The sequence below is a fragment of the Pseudochelatococcus contaminans genome (genome assembly GCF_014195635.1).
Classification (GTDB): domain Bacteria; phylum Pseudomonadota; class Alphaproteobacteria; order Rhizobiales; family Beijerinckiaceae; genus Pseudochelatococcus; species Pseudochelatococcus contaminans.
Genome location: NZ_JACICC010000001.1, coordinates 691,840 through 705,220, shown reverse-complemented (window position 1 = coordinate 705,220; position 13,381 = coordinate 691,840). Strand labels below are relative to the sequence as shown.

The window sequence follows — 13,381 nt, the reverse complement described above, 5'->3', positions numbered from 1 at the left end:
GGCCCCTTGTTACTTCACCGGATAGGGTGAGAAGTTGCGCTGCATCTCGTCCACGCGCAGCGCACGGCCGATCGGTGGAAATGCGCGCTGCGGGCAGGCCCTGCGCTCGCAGACCTTGCAGCCCACACCGATCGGCGTTGCGGCCGCGGGATTGTTGAGGTCCAGTCCGTCTGAATACACGAGGCGGCTGGCATGGCGCAGATCGCAGCCCAGTGCGATGGCGAAGGTCTTGCTCGGTGCGCGATAGCCGCCGTGGTGGCGTGAAACCGTGCGCGCCACCCACAGATAAGCACGCCCGTCCGGCATCTGCGCGATCTGCGTCAGGACGCGGCCGGGATGGGCGAAGGCCTCATACACGTTCCACAATGGGCACGTGCCGCCGATGCGCGAAAAGTGAAAGTCCGTGGCGGACTGGCGCTTCGAGATATTCCCCGCCCGATCAACGCGAATAAAGAAGAACGGCACGCCGCGCGCATCCGGCCGCTGAAGCGTGCTGAGCCGATGACAGATGGTCTCGAAGCCGACGCTGAAGTGATGGCTCAACAGGTCGATATCATAGCGCCGCGCCTCCGCCGCCTCCAAAAACACGCGATAAGGCAGAATGAGCGCCCCGGCGAAGTAGTTGGCAAGGGCGATGCGCATCAGGCCGCGCGCTTCCTCGCTGGTGAAGCCCCCCTGCCCCACGAGCGTATCGATCAGATCGCCATGTTCCATCAGCGCCAGTTGCGTAGCGATCTGAAACGCCTGCTGGCCGGCCCGCAGGCGGGGCGACAGACGTAACACGCGCGTCGTGGGATCGTAATGGCGCTGAACTTCCCGCTCCGCACCATCGTTGGCGACCATGATCTCGACCTGCGCGTTATGGCGGCGCGCCATAAGCGCAGCCAGGTCCGCGACTGCGTTGCCGGACCGTACGCCGGCAAACATGGCCAGCGTCTCCGCCGCCGAGTCGAGTTCCGCGATGTGGTTGTGGCGTTCATACATGAACTCGCGCACTTCCTCGAACGGCGCATAGGGAAGCGCCGTATCCGCGCCGCCATCCGCCTCGGCATCGGCGGAAAATTCGCCCCGCGCGCCCGTACCGTCCGATCTTTCGCTGCCAAGACGCGCCGTGAGCGCCGCCGTCTGTTCGCTCAACTGCCGGTAGCGCCGGTGAAGCGTGATGAAGGCGCGGGCAACCGCCGGCATGTTGCTCGCTACCTCATGCAGCTCGGCACGCGAAATCACCTCGCCGATCATCGGGTCCGCCAGCGCATCGCCAAGGTTGGCGATAAGCCGCGCCTCGTCGTCGTGCGACAGCAGGCGCAAATCGGCCCCGAAGAAGGCGTCGAGGCGCAATAATACCTTCGTCGTAACGGGGCGCTGGTTGTTCTCAAGCTGGTTGAGATAACTGGGCGAAAGCCCGATGGCGAGCGCAAGAGCTTGCTGCGTCATCTGTCTTTCTTCGCGCAGGCGCCGAAGACGCACGCCGATGAAGTTCTTTTTCCTGTCGCTGCGGGCCGCGCGCGCCCCTTCAACAACGACGGTGGATGCATTGGCTCTCGCCAGAGTGGAAGTCCTTATGCGAGCAGGGCTTCTTTCCAATATCGGCCTCCCGTATTTGCAATCTTTGCAAAATAGCATGATATCGGCTGGAAAACTATGCAGAGCAGGCGTCTTGCGAGCCTCGTGAATTGCGTATATTGCAAAATTCACAGGTTTGACGCCTCCCCGATCAAGCGGGTTCAGCGACCTGCGCCGGTTTGCTGCCAGCCAGCCCGGAAGCATCGTGAACTCGATGAGCATGAGCGTATCGGCGTCATTCGGCCGTTCCATCAACCTCCGAGGAGCACTCCATGGTTACCCAGCACAAGGTCCGCACCTACAAGTCGTCTGAAAATCTGGCGCGTGAAGATCAGCTTGCCTGGAAGATCGCCGAGGTTGCCGCCGATCCGGTCGCCATCGAGCCTGCCGTCGTCGAGGAAATCGGCAACCGCATCATCGATAACGCCGCCGTTGCCGCCGCTTCCGTCAACCGTCGCCCGGTTGCCAGCGCTCGCGGCCAGGCTGTCGCGCATCCCTTCAAGCCCGGCGCGACGGTTTTCGGCCTGCCGCAGGATCAGCGCGTCTCGCCCGAGTGGGCCGCATGGGCCAACGGCGCCGCTGTGCGCGAACTCGACTACCACGACACGTTCCTCGCCGCTGACTACTCGCACCCCGGCGACAACATTCCGCCGATCCTCGCGGTGGCACAGCACACGCGCCAGAACGGCGCGGACCTGATCCGCGGCATCGCGACGGGTTACGAGATCCAGGTCGATCTCGTGAAGGGCATCTGCCTGCACGAGTTCAAGATCGACCACATCGCCCACCTCGGCCCATCCGCCGCCGCGGGTATCGGCACGCTGCTGAAGCTGCCGACCGAAATCATCTATCAGGCCGTTCAGCAGGCGCTGCACACCTCCACCACCACGCGCCAGTCGCGTAAGGGTGAGATTTCGAGCTGGAAAGCCTACGCACCCGGCTTCGCCGGCAAGCTGGCCGTCGAGGCCGTGGACCGCGTGCTGCGCGGCGAAGGCGCTCCTTCCCCGGCGTGGGAAGGCGAGGACGGCTTCATCGCATGGCTGCTCGGCGGCCCGTCGCGTGAATACACCGTGCCGCTGCCCGACAAGGGCGAGGCCAAGCGCGCCATCCTCGACACCTACACCAAGGAGCACTCGGCAGAGTACCAGAGCCAGGCGCTCATCGACCTTGCCCGCCGTCTTGGCCCGAAGGTTGGCGACCTGTCGAAGGTCAAGAGCATCGTCATTCACACCAGCCATCACACCCACTACGTGATCGGCACGGGCGCGAACGATCCGCAGAAGATGGACCCCAAGGCGAGCCGCGAGACGCTGGATCACTCCATCATGTACATCTTCGCCGTCGCGCTGGAAGATGGCGGCTGGCACCACGTCAACAGCTATGCGCCCGAGCGCGCAGGACGCCCCGAGACGGTGACGCTGTGGCACAAGATCTCCACCGTGGAAGATCCGGAGTGGACGCGCCGCTACCACTCGCATGACCCGAAGGAAAAGGCGTTCGGCGGCCGCGTGGTCGTGACGCTGGAAGACGGCACGGTCATCGAGGACGAGTTGGCGGTGGCCGATGCGCATCCGCTGGGCGCGCGCCCCTTCAAGCGCCCCGACTACATCAAGAAGTTCCGCCTGCTTGCCGACGGCGTTCTGGACGTGGCCGAGCAGGATCGCTTCCTGGCGCTTGTCGAGCGCCTGCCCGAGCTGACGGCCGACGAGGTCGTCGGGCTGACGTTCACCCTGCCCGCCGGCAAGCTGATCACGCCCGCTTCCGGCATCTTCGACTGGAAGGGAAACAACTGAGCTATGACCACAAACAATAATAATGAGGTCAAGAAGCCAGCGCCGAAGAAGTCGGTCGCGCTTTCCGGTGTCGTCGCGGGTAACACCGCGCTCTGCACCGTCGGGCGCACCGGCAACGATCTTCACTATCGCGGCTACGATATTCTTGACGTCGCAAAAGACAGTGAATTCGAGGAAATCGCCCATCTGCTGATCCACGAGCGTCTGCCGACGCAAGGGGAGCTGGACGCGTACAAGGCAAAGCTGCGCGGCCTGCGCGGCCTGCCCGCGACGCTCAAGACGGTGCTGGAGGCGTTACCCGCCTCCTCCCACCCGATGGACGTCCAGCGCACGGCAGTTTCGGTTCTGGGCAGCGTGCTTCCCGAAGCAGCAGACCATAACCACCCCGGCGCACGCGACCTTGCCGACAGGCTCATCGCGTCGCTGGGTTCGGCCCTGCTCTACTGGTATCACTACAGCCACAACGGCCGTCGGATCGAAGTGGAGACGGACGACGACTCCATCGGCGGGCACTTCCTGCACCTGCTGCACGGCAAGAGGCCAACCGAGGAGCAGGTCAAGGCGATGCACGTGTCGCTCATTCTCTATGCAGAGCATGAGTTCAACGCCTCGACCTTCACGGCGCGCACCATCGCGGGCACGGGGTCGGACTTCTACTCCGCCATCACCGGAGCCATCGGCGCGCTGCGCGGCCCCAAGCACGGCGGCGCGAACGAGGTGGCCTTCGAGATCCAGAAGCGCTACGGCGATCCGGACGAGGCCGAGGCCGACATCCGCCGCCGCGTCGAGGCGAAGGAAGTGGTCATCGGCTTCGGCCACCCCGTCTACACGGTGTCGGACCCGCGCAACGTCGTGATCAAGGAAGTGGCGCGCAAGCTGTCGGAGGAGGCCGGCTCCACGGCGCTCTTCGACATCGCCGCGCGGATCGAGTCGGTCATGTGGGACGTGAAGAAGATGTTCCCCAACCTCGACTGGTTCAGCGCCGTTTCCTACCACCTGCTCGGCGTGCCGACAGCGATGTTTACGCCGCTGTTCGTGATTTCCCGCACGGCCGGCTGGGCCGCGCATGTCATCGAGCAGCGCACGGACAACAAGATCATCCGCCCGTCCGCCAACTACACCGGACCGGAGAACCTTGAGTTCGTTCCCATCGCGAAACGCGGAAAAGCCGCGTGAAGATATGACGACCGGCGGGCTTGCCCGCCGGTTTCATTTAAGGACAGCCGTCAATACATGTCATGCGCGACGGCATATCATGGGCGACAACCCGGCCGCCAGCCGGCACAGTTCATGCCGCGCCTGTTTCAAGGAATAGAACCATGCCTTATCTAGTTGCTTCCGATCTTTCTCAAGAACCCGCAGGCGTGCGCTTTCGCGCGCTGGTGGAGCGTCCCGGCATTCTCCAGATCCCGGGCGCGCACAACGGTCAGGCAGCGATCCAGGCACGCAACGCCGGGTTCGACGCGGTTTATCTGTCCGGCGCGGCGATGACGGCATCCATGGGCCTGCCGGATCTTGGCATCATCACCGTCGATGAGGTCGCCTTCTTCATCCGCCAGGTGGCGCGCGCATCCGGCCTGCCGGTGCTTGTTGACGGCGACACCGGCTATGGCGAAGCCCTCAACGTGATGCACGCCGTGCGCACCTTCGAAGATGCAGGCGCTGGCGCGATCCATCTGGAAGACCAGTTGCTGCCCAAGAAGTGCGGCCACCTCAACGACAAGAAGCTGGCCGACGCCCACGACATGGCCACCAAGGTCGCGGCCGCCGTCAAGGCTCGCCGCCATCTCTACGTCATCGCCCGCACCGATGCCGCCGCCAGCGAGGGCATCGAGGGCGCAGTCGCCCGCGCCAAGCTCTATGTCGAAGCCGGCGCTGACGCCATCTTCCCCGAAGCGCTGAATGACGAAGAGCTGTTCCGCGAGTTCGCAAGGCGCCTGCCCGGCGTGCCGCTGCTCGGCAACATGACCGAATTTGGCCGCACGCCCTACTACACGGCGCAGCAGTTCGAAGATTTCGGCTACAAGATGATCATCTGGCCGGTGTCGTCGCTGCGCGTCGCCAACAAGGCGCAGGAAAAGCTCTACGCCACGCTGAAGCGCGACGGCTCCGTCAAGGCCATCCTCGACGGCATGCAGACCCGCGCCGAGCTTTATGACGTCATTGGCCTGCACGATTACGAAGCGCTCGATTCGTCAATCGTCGCCACCGTCGTACCGCCGACGAAGCTCTGAAACTGAACCAGCACACAATCGGGACCGGAGCGGCAGCCGCTGCTCCGGTCTTTTGCATGGAGTTAGCGTGTGTAAAAGCACCCGCTCGGCGTGTCACGCCCTGGGGCGACGCTTGACCCCCACCGCGGACGTGCCTACCTTCAAGGGCAGTGCAACGCATCCATGATGCGGCATGCTGGACACGGCATGCCAAGCAACCGAATTGAGGATGAGCAATTATGACCAGCAAGGTGACCGATTCCAGTTTCGAAGCGGACGTCCTGAAGGCCGACAAGCCGGTCGTTGTAGATTTCTGGGCAGAGTGGTGCGGCCCCTGCCGCGCCATCGCCCCGGCGCTGGAAGAGCTCTCGACCGAACTTGACGGCAAGGTCAAGATCGTCAAACTCAACGTTGACGAAAACCCCAACACCGCCGCTCAGTTCGGCATCCGCTCCATCCCAACGCTGCTGCTCTTCAAGGATGGCAAGCTGGCAGCCCAGAAGGTCGGAGCATCGCACAAAACCGACCTGTCAAACTGGATCGGCGCGAACGCCTGACATTTCGCTTCGCGCGTCATATCACCGGCGATAGTCCCAATGGCTGTCGCCGGTTTTTATTTGTCCGCGGAATTCCAATCCAGCCACTGGAAATCCGGTGCCTGATGCCGGAACCAGGTGAACTGGCGTTTGGCATAATGCCGCGTGTCGGCTTGCGCTCCGGCAATGGCTTCTTCCACTGTGACTTCACCGTGCATGTGGCGGATAAGCCAAGGCACGCCATGGGCGCGCATTGCGGGCAGAGCGGGGTCAAGGCCACGCGCTGCAAGTCGCTCGACTTCGACAAGCGCATCGCCGGCCATCATGGCGACAAAACGCCTGTCGATGCGTTCGTTGACCTGTGCACGGTCCGGGGCAAGGAAATAACGCACGACGGACATGTTACCCAAAGGGCCGGGGCGGCGCATTTGCCGGAATGATGCCAGCGGTTTGCCCGTTGCAGCCAGAACCTCCAGCGCACGTAAAATACGTTGCCGGTCGGTTGGCCTGAGACGCCGGGCGGATTCCGGATCACGAACTGCGAGATCGGCATGCAGCATGGGCGTGTCGCGCCCCTCCGCGGCAGTGCGGATTTCTGCGCGCACGGCATCGGGCACCGGAGGAATTTCCGAAAGCCCCTCCGTCAGCGCCTTGAAGTAAAGCCCCGTCCCGCCCGTAATGATAGGCACCCTGCCGTTCTGCCAGATGCGATCCAGCGCAGCGGTTGCATCGACCAGCCAGCGGCCGACCGAGTAGTTCTCGGCAGCATCGACATGCCCATAGAGAACGTGCGGCGCCGTCGCCTCATCGTCAAGCGTGGGTCGGGCGGTGATCGTGCGCAGGTCGGCGTAGACCTGCATCGAATCCGCATTCACCACCACGCCGCCAAGACGATTGGCGAGTTTAATTGCCAATGCGGACTTGCCGGATGCGGTTGGTCCTGCGATGAGAATAGCTCGCGCGCCTTGCAGCCGCGCATCATTCTCGATCAATGTTGGTTCGCATGACATCTGACGTTTCGTCCGCCCTTAACCCGCTTGTCGCGACGCTCATCGCTAACCCGGCCGCGCCTGCGATTACCGATGCCGTCATTCGCCGCGCCGCGCAAGCCCTGCCGGCAGAGGCGTCCACACGCTGGCTTGATGATGGCATCGCCGTTGACCTGGTATTCACACACGCAGGCGGTGAATCGCCCCGCGTCGTCGCTGATAGTGTGCGCGAGGCCATTGCCGGCGAGCCGGTGGACGTCATTGTCCAGCCGCTTCTGGGCCGTCGCAAGCGCCTGTTCCTCGCCGACATGGACTCCACCATCATCGAGCAGGAATGCATTGACGAGTTGGCTGATTTCGTCGGCCTGAAGGACAAGGTGTCCGCCATCACCGAGCGCGCCATGCGTGGTGAGATCGACTTCGAGCCAGCCCTGCGCGAGCGTGTCGGTTTGCTGCGCGGCCTGCCGGTTTCGGTCATTGACAGCATCATCGCCGAGCGCATTACCCTCACCCCCGGTGCGGTGACACTCGTGCAAACGCTACGTGCACATGGCATCTACACGTGCCTCGTCTCCGGCGGCTTCACTCTGTTTACCCAGCGCATCGCACAATTGGCCGGTTTCCATGAGAACCGCGCCAACCTCCTCATCGTCGCGGACGAGCACCTTGCCGGGCAGGTCGAGGAGCCGATCCTTGGCCGCGAGGCAAAGCGCTCCACGCTGCATGAGTTGCGCGATACCCATAACCTTGCAGATCATGAAACGTTGGCAGTGGGTGACGGCGCCAACGATCTCGCCATGCTTGGCGATGCAGGTCTTGGCGTAGCCTTCCGCGCCAAGCCGGCCGTTGCAGAAGCCGCGCATGCCCGCGTCGAGCACGCTGACCTGACCGCCCTGCTCTATGCTCAGGGTTTCAAGCGCGAAGAGTTCGTCACCGAGCCAAAAAGCGAGAGCTGATACAAAAGCGTCCGGCACTGTCTATCAGTGCCGGACGCTTTCCAAAAGTAACTGGAGCAGCGGATCAGTCGCCCGAAAGCCGAATGGCGACGAAGCGCGTTTCACCATCCCGGCCCGTTATCAGGAACAGTGCCGAGCGGCGCCCCTCCTTGCGAAGAGCTTCGACCCGGCGTTCCACGTCTGCCGGCGTTGCCACCGCCACCTGCGCAACCTCGACGATCACGTCTCCCGCGCCAATGTCTTTGTCGGATGCCGCTGAAGCACTTTCGACACCTACTACGACAACACCCGAAACGCTTTTTGCGATTTCATATTGCTGGCGCAACTCGTCGTCGATCTCCGAGAGTTCAAGGCCAAGTGCGCGCGTCCCGGTGGTCTTGCCCGGCTCCTCGCTGGCTGTTGCTGCGGCGCTCTTCTCGCTGTCTTCCAGCCGCCCAAGCGTCACTGTCGCCTGCCGCTGTTTGCCTTCCCGCAGCAGCGTCACCCGCACTTTGGCTCCAACCTCAGTCGCTGCGACACTGCGGGAGAGATCGCGCGATTCCTTCACCGGCTTGCCATTGTAGCGAATGATTACGTCGCCCGTCTTGATGTCGGCGTTGGCGGCAGGCCCTTCCTTATCGATGCTGGCGACAAGCGCGCCTTCCGCGCGTGCGAGACCTAAGGCATCGGCTGCATCTTCATCAACGGCCTGGATGCGAACGCCGAGCCAGCCGCGCCGGGTTTCGCCAAACTCGCGCAACTGCGCAATCGTCGGCCCCGCAAGCTCCGCCGGAACGGCGAAACCGATGCCAACTGAACCACCCGTCGGCGATAAGATGGCCGTGTTGATTCCCACGACCTCGCCGGCGAGGTTGAACAGCGGCCCGCCAGAGTTACCGCGATTGATGGCGGCATCGGTCTGGATGTAGTCGTCGTAAGGCCCCTGCTCGATATCGCGGCTGTGGGCTGAAATGATGCCTGCGGTCACTGACCCGCCGAGGCCGAACGGATTGCCGATGGCAACCACCCAATCGCCGATGCGCAGGTTTTCCGACGGACCGAACTTCACTGCCTTCAGGGGCTTGTCGGCATTGACCTTCAAAACGGCAAGGTCGAGCTTGTCGTCGCGACCGACCAGCTCCGCCTTGCGCTTGCTTCCATCCGTAAACGAAACCGTGATGTCATTCGAATCGCCGATGACGTGATTGTTGGTGACGATGATGCCCGATGGGTCGATGACGAAACCTGAACCGGCCGATTCGGACTGGCGCGGCCCGCGTTGCGGTTCCTCGTCGCGGCGTTTGCGGAATTCATCGAACAGGTCGCCGAAAGGCGCCCCCGGAATTGGCGGAGGCACATCCCTGCGCGCAGAAGCGGCTTTGCTTTCGGATGCGGAAATGTTCACAACCGCCTCGATGACCTCGTTGGTGAGATCGGCGATCGCCTCGGGCCCGCGAGCGGTGGCGGGCGACGTCAGCATGACGGATGCCGCGATCGTCAGAGGCAGGAGGCAGCGCGAGATGATGCCCACGCCGGCAAACCGACGGACAGGCCGCACCGCCGCAATGGTCTTCTCGATGGTCATGCCACATTCTCTCAAAATAAGACGGCGGGCGCATCATGCGCCCGCCGCTGCAATCGATCAGTCTTGCGTATTAATAGCAGGAGCCGGCGCGGCCTGCGGGGCCGGTTGCGGCGCCCTGCCTTGTGCGGCCGGGTCGAGGAAGCGGAAGAAGTGGCTGTCAGGCGACAACACCCACCGCGTACCGCCCCCAAGGCTATTCGTGTAAGCCTGAAGCGAGCGGAAGAACGCGAAGAAGTCGCTGTCCAGACTGTAGGCATCACCCAGGATGGTATTCACCTGTGCGTCGCCCTGACCGCGAATCTCCTGCGCCTGCTGGTTTGCATCCGCGCGGATAACGGTGACGTCACGGTCGGCACGGGCGCGGATGGTCTGCGCCAGCTGCGATCCTTGCGCGCGGATATCGGCGGCCTCGCGCTGACGCTCGGTCTGCATGCGCTGATAGACCGCCTCACTGTTCTGTTGCGGCAGATCGGCGCGGCGCAGCTGCACGTCGATCACCGTCAGGCCCAGCCCTTGCGCCTGCCTGTTCACCTCTTCCTGAATCTCGCGCATCAGGCCGGAGCGATTGGTGCGCACGATATCCGTAAACGAGGCCTCGGCCACGACAGAACGGACGGTCGAGTTGATGATATTGGCAAGCCGCAGGTTGGCGCCGGCGATGTTATTCACCGTCTGGTAGAAACGAACCGGATCGGTCACCCGATAACGCGCGAACGCATCCACCACCAGCCGCTTCTGGTCGGCAGCGATGACTTCCTGCTCCGGCAGATCGAGGTCCAGCACGCGGTTGTCGATCTCGACGACATTTTCAATCATCGGGAGCTTGAAGTAGAGCCCCGGTTCCGTCGCGACGGAACGCACGCCGCCAAAGCGCAGCACCAGCGCCTGCTCGGTCTGATGGACGATGAATGTCGCGTTCCAGAGTACGAATACGACGATGGCGAGAACGATAGCGCCCGCAACTTTCAAGGTCTGGGCGTTCATCGTGCGGCCCCCTGCTGAATAACGTTACCGGAAGAAGGGGCCGGCTGAGCGGCCGGCGCGCGCGGCGCCTGCTGCTGCAAACCTGGCAAAACGCCGCCTTGCAAGGAACCGAGCGGCAGCACCGGTAGGGTTTCCTGCCCGTTTTTGTCCAAAATCACCTTATCGGAATCGCCGAAGACCTTTTCAAGCGTCTCGATCAGCATACGCTCGCGGGTCACCGCAGGCGCAGTCTTGTAGGTTTCATAGACCTGCTTGAAGCGGGCGGCCTCACCGCGGGCCTCGGCGGTCACGCCTTCACGATAACCCTCGGCGGCCTGCACGATGCGCGACGCTTCACCGCGCGCCTCGGGAACAATGCGGCTGGCATAGGTTTCAGCTTCGTTGCGGACGCGGTCCTGATCCTGACGCGCGGCCTGAACGTCGCGGAACGCATCAATGACCTGCTGCGGCGGATCGACCTTCTGCAACTGCACCTGACGAATCTCGACACCAGCGCCATACTCGTCGAGCTGGGCCTGCATCAGCTTGCGCACTTCGTCCTCGATGGCGCTACGGTCCGTGGTGAGAACCGCCTGAATGTTGCGCCGTCCGACGACCTCGCGCATGGCAGCCTCGGCCACAGCCTTGATGGAGGCATCCGGGTTCTTGAGGTTGAACACATAATGCTCTGGCGCCGTGGGGCTGACCTGCCACTGCACCGTGAAGTTGATGTCGACGATGTTCTCGTCGCCAGTCAGCATCAGGCTTTCCTCAAGCACCTCACGCTGCGAGATACGCTGGGAGGTATCGCCCGTGCGCTGCCCCACTTCAACGGTGTTGACCGTAGTGACGCGCGGCTTGATCACCGTGCCGATGGGATAGGGCAGATTGTAACGCAGGCCCTCGCCCGTCTTGCCGACATAGCGGCCGAAAATGAGATTGAGGCCAACTTCGTCCGGGCGCACCGTGTAGAAGCCCGTCGCCAGCCACAGCAGCACCGCACCGAGACCAATCAGTACGAAACCGCGGAAACCGCCACCGCCGCCGGGGATGAACCCTTTCAGCTTGTCCTGACCGCGCCTGAGAATGTCTTCGAGATCGGGCTGTTGCCCTCCACCGCCGCCCTGCGGTCCCGTTCCCCACGGTCCCTGCGGCTTTTGGCCCCACGGACCGCCACTCTGGTTACTCCAAGGCATAAGTCAGCCATTCCTTGTCTTGAGGTAGTTTCCAAATATCGTTTTATCACACGCAAACCGGCGACGAACCGCCAACATGCATCCGATTTGCCGACGTGCTTACGAGTCGCAAAGTGGAAGTCAGCGACGCCCCCGTCAAGTTCCACCGTAACTTTCCTGGCCCGCCTGAGGCTTTAATTGCGATGCAGCCGGCTGCCGCCGCTCGTAATCAACGAACACGAATGCGTGATCGTCACGCGGGCCGGGCTGGTGCGCCTCGCGCGATACCTCATGAAACACGCTGTTATCGATGGCTGGAAAGAAAGCGTCTCCCTCGGGCGACGCATCGACCAGAGTCAAATGCAGGCCGGACACCAATGGCAATGCCTGCGAAAAAACATCATCGCCACCGGCGATCACGATTTCGCCGGCTCCGTCCCGCCTGGCCAGTTCATCGGCGAGACCAATAGCGCCTGCGAGATCTCTTGCCTGCAAAACTTCGCCGTCGTCGGGCGAGGTGGCGAATCCCGAACGGGTCAACACCACCAGCGAACGCCCGGGAAGCCTGCCCTTCCCCCCGGCCCGCGCAGGCGGCAGTGATTCGAACGTTTTACGCCCCATGATCAGCGGCCGGCCCATCGTAAGAGCCCGAAAACGCGCCAGATCGCTGCCAAGCCGCCACGGTAACGCATTGCCTGCGCCGATGACGCCGTTGCGCGCCACTGCAGCCACAATAATCAGCGGCCGGTGCTGAGCTGCCGGAATGGAACCTGCCTGCATCATCATCTCAAACCGCAACCGGGGCACGGATGGCGGGATGGGGGTCGTAATCCTCGACAGCGATGTCGCTGGCCTTCACGGCGAAGATATCCGTCAGACCATCACTCAGCACAAGGCGCGGCAAGGGTTTTGGCGCACGCGTGAGCTGCGTGCGCGCCTGCTCGACATGGTTGAGATACAGATGAACGTCGCCGAACGTCAGCACGAACTCGCCAGCCTCAAGCCCTGTCACCTTGGCGATAAGCTCGGTGAGCAACGCGTAACTGGCGATATTGAACGGCACCCCGAGAAAGACATCAGCGGACCGCTGATAAAGTTGGCATGAGAGCCTGCCGTCCGCGACATAGAACTGAAACAGGCAGTGACATGGAGCCAGCGCCATGCGCGGAATATCCACCGGATTCCATGCGCTGACGACCAGCCGGCGCGAATCAGGATTACGGCGGATTTCATCGATCACCCACGCGATCTGATCTACCGTCTCTCCGCCAGCGCCCTCAAACGCACGCCATTGCTTGCCGTACACCGGGCCGAGATCGCCGTTCGCATCGGCCCATTCGTCCCAGATGGTGACGCCGTTCTCGTGCAGATAAGCGATGTTCGTGTCGCCGCGCAGAAACCAGAGCAGCTCGTGAATCACGGATTTCAGGTGAACCCGCTTCGTGGTGACCAGCGGGAAGCCCTCGCGAAGATCGAATCGCAGTTGCTGGCCAAACAGCGAAAGCGTGCCCGTGCCTGTACGGTCATCCTTGCGGGTTCCTTCCCGCAGGATGCGATCAACGAGATCGAGATAGGCACGCATGGCCGCAACATCCTCAACAAATCAGTTTGCGCTCAAATCGCCCTGAT

Annotated in this window: 12 protein-coding genes; 5 read left to right on the top strand and 7 right to left on the bottom strand. The window is 62.8% G+C overall.

All coding sequences use genetic code 11. The features are described from left to right. Positions 1-9: 9 nt before the first annotated feature. Complete coding sequence (locus FHS81_RS02995; protein WP_428982428.1) at positions 10-1,467, bottom strand: short-chain fatty acyl-CoA regulator family protein; 1,458 nt, start codon at positions 1,465-1,467, stop codon at positions 10-12. A 368-nt stretch (positions 1,468-1,835) separates the two neighbouring features. Here FHS81_RS02995 and FHS81_RS02990 point away from each other — a divergent pair, with 368 nt between their 5' ends. The 4 genes from FHS81_RS02990 (at position 1,836) to trxA (ending at position 6,126) form a co-directional block, all read left to right on the top strand. After that, positions 1,836-3,356: an MmgE/PrpD family protein gene (locus FHS81_RS02990; RefSeq protein WP_183750518.1), complete on the top strand. Its 1,521-nt coding sequence runs from the start codon at positions 1,836-1,838 to the stop codon at positions 3,354-3,356. Between the two features lie 3 nt (positions 3,357-3,359). After that, positions 3,360-4,532 carry a bifunctional 2-methylcitrate synthase/citrate synthase gene (gene prpC, locus FHS81_RS02985; RefSeq protein ID WP_183750517.1) on the top strand — a complete coding sequence of 391 codons (1,173 nt, stop codon included), beginning with the start codon at positions 3,360-3,362 and terminating at the stop codon, positions 4,530-4,532. A gap of 143 nt (positions 4,533-4,675) precedes the next feature. Continuing rightward, a complete protein-coding gene (gene prpB, locus FHS81_RS02980; protein ID WP_183750516.1) occupies positions 4,676-5,590 on the top strand; it encodes a methylisocitrate lyase in 915 nt (304 codons plus the stop codon). A 215-nt stretch (positions 5,591-5,805) separates the two neighbouring features. Beyond that, on the top strand, positions 5,806-6,126 hold the full coding sequence (trxA, locus tag FHS81_RS02975; protein WP_183750773.1) for a thioredoxin: 321 nt from the start codon (positions 5,806-5,808) through the stop codon (positions 6,124-6,126). Between the two features lie 56 nt (positions 6,127-6,182). Here the strand turns inward: trxA and miaA are convergent, their stop codons facing one another. Further along, on the bottom strand, positions 6,183-7,094 hold the full coding sequence (gene miaA, locus FHS81_RS02970) for a tRNA (adenosine(37)-N6)-dimethylallyltransferase MiaA (protein WP_343052409.1): 912 nt from the start codon (positions 7,092-7,094) through the stop codon (positions 6,183-6,185). 14 nt (positions 7,095-7,108) lie between these two features. On the opposite strand from miaA, the gene serB reads away from it, so the two are divergent. After that, positions 7,109-8,050, top strand: coding sequence for a phosphoserine phosphatase SerB (serB, locus tag FHS81_RS02965; protein ID WP_183750514.1), 942 nt, complete (start codon positions 7,109-7,111; stop codon positions 8,048-8,050). Positions 8,051-8,114: 64 nt separating this feature from the next. Here the strand turns inward: serB and FHS81_RS02960 are convergent, their stop codons facing one another. From FHS81_RS02960 to FHS81_RS02940, 5 genes are all read right to left on the bottom strand, one after another. Further along, entirely contained in the window at positions 8,115-9,614 is a 1,500-nt protein-coding gene (locus FHS81_RS02960) for a Do family serine endopeptidase (RefSeq protein ID WP_183750513.1), read from the bottom strand. 57 nt (positions 9,615-9,671) lie between these two features. Next, a complete protein-coding gene (gene hflC / locus FHS81_RS02955; RefSeq protein ID WP_183750512.1) occupies positions 9,672-10,598 on the bottom strand; it encodes a protease modulator HflC in 927 nt (308 codons plus the stop codon). Beyond that, positions 10,595-11,773 (bottom strand): FtsH protease activity modulator HflK, encoded by a 1,179-nt coding sequence (gene hflK / locus FHS81_RS02950; protein WP_183750511.1) that lies wholly within the window; start codon positions 11,771-11,773, stop codon positions 10,595-10,597. Before hflK ends, hflC begins: the two co-directional genes overlap by 4 nt. Before the next feature lie 135 nt (positions 11,774-11,908). Then, on the bottom strand, positions 11,909-12,538 hold the full coding sequence (locus tag FHS81_RS02945; RefSeq protein WP_246374404.1) for a dihydrofolate reductase: 630 nt from the start codon (positions 12,536-12,538) through the stop codon (positions 11,909-11,911). A gap of 1 nt (position 12,539) precedes the next feature. Continuing rightward, positions 12,540-13,334 carry a thymidylate synthase gene (locus FHS81_RS02940; protein WP_183750510.1) on the bottom strand — a complete coding sequence of 265 codons (795 nt, stop codon included), beginning with the start codon at positions 13,332-13,334 and terminating at the stop codon, positions 12,540-12,542. Between the last annotated feature and the right edge of the window lie 47 nt (positions 13,335-13,381).

Excerpts from the sequence above, each read along its gene's own strand:
- FHS81_RS02990 (WP_183750518.1), top strand. The coding sequence starts at position 1,836 with ATGGTTACCCAGCACAAGGTCCGCACCTACAAGTCGTCTGAAAATCTG.
- prpC (WP_183750517.1), top strand. The coding sequence starts at position 3,360 with ATGACCACAAACAATAATAATGAGGTCAAGAAGCCAGCGCCGAAGAAG.
- hflC (WP_183750512.1), bottom strand. The coding sequence starts at position 10,598 with ATGAACGCCCAGACCTTGAAAGTTGCGGGCGCTATCGTTCTCGCCATC.
- serB (WP_183750514.1), top strand. The coding sequence starts at position 7,109 with ATGACATCTGACGTTTCGTCCGCCCTTAACCCGCTTGTCGCGACGCTC.
- hflK (WP_183750511.1), bottom strand. The coding sequence starts at position 11,773 with ATGCCTTGGAGTAACCAGAGTGGCGGTCCGTGGGGCCAAAAGCCGCAG.
- FHS81_RS02945 (WP_246374404.1), bottom strand. The coding sequence starts at position 12,538 with ATGATGATGCAGGCAGGTTCCATTCCGGCAGCTCAGCACCGGCCGCTG.
- prpB (WP_183750516.1), top strand. The coding sequence starts at position 4,676 with ATGCCTTATCTAGTTGCTTCCGATCTTTCTCAAGAACCCGCAGGCGTG.
- FHS81_RS02960 (WP_183750513.1), bottom strand. The coding sequence starts at position 9,614 with ATGACCATCGAGAAGACCATTGCGGCGGTGCGGCCTGTCCGTCGGTTT.
- FHS81_RS02940 (WP_183750510.1), bottom strand. The coding sequence starts at position 13,334 with ATGCGTGCCTATCTCGATCTCGTTGATCGCATCCTGCGGGAAGGAACC.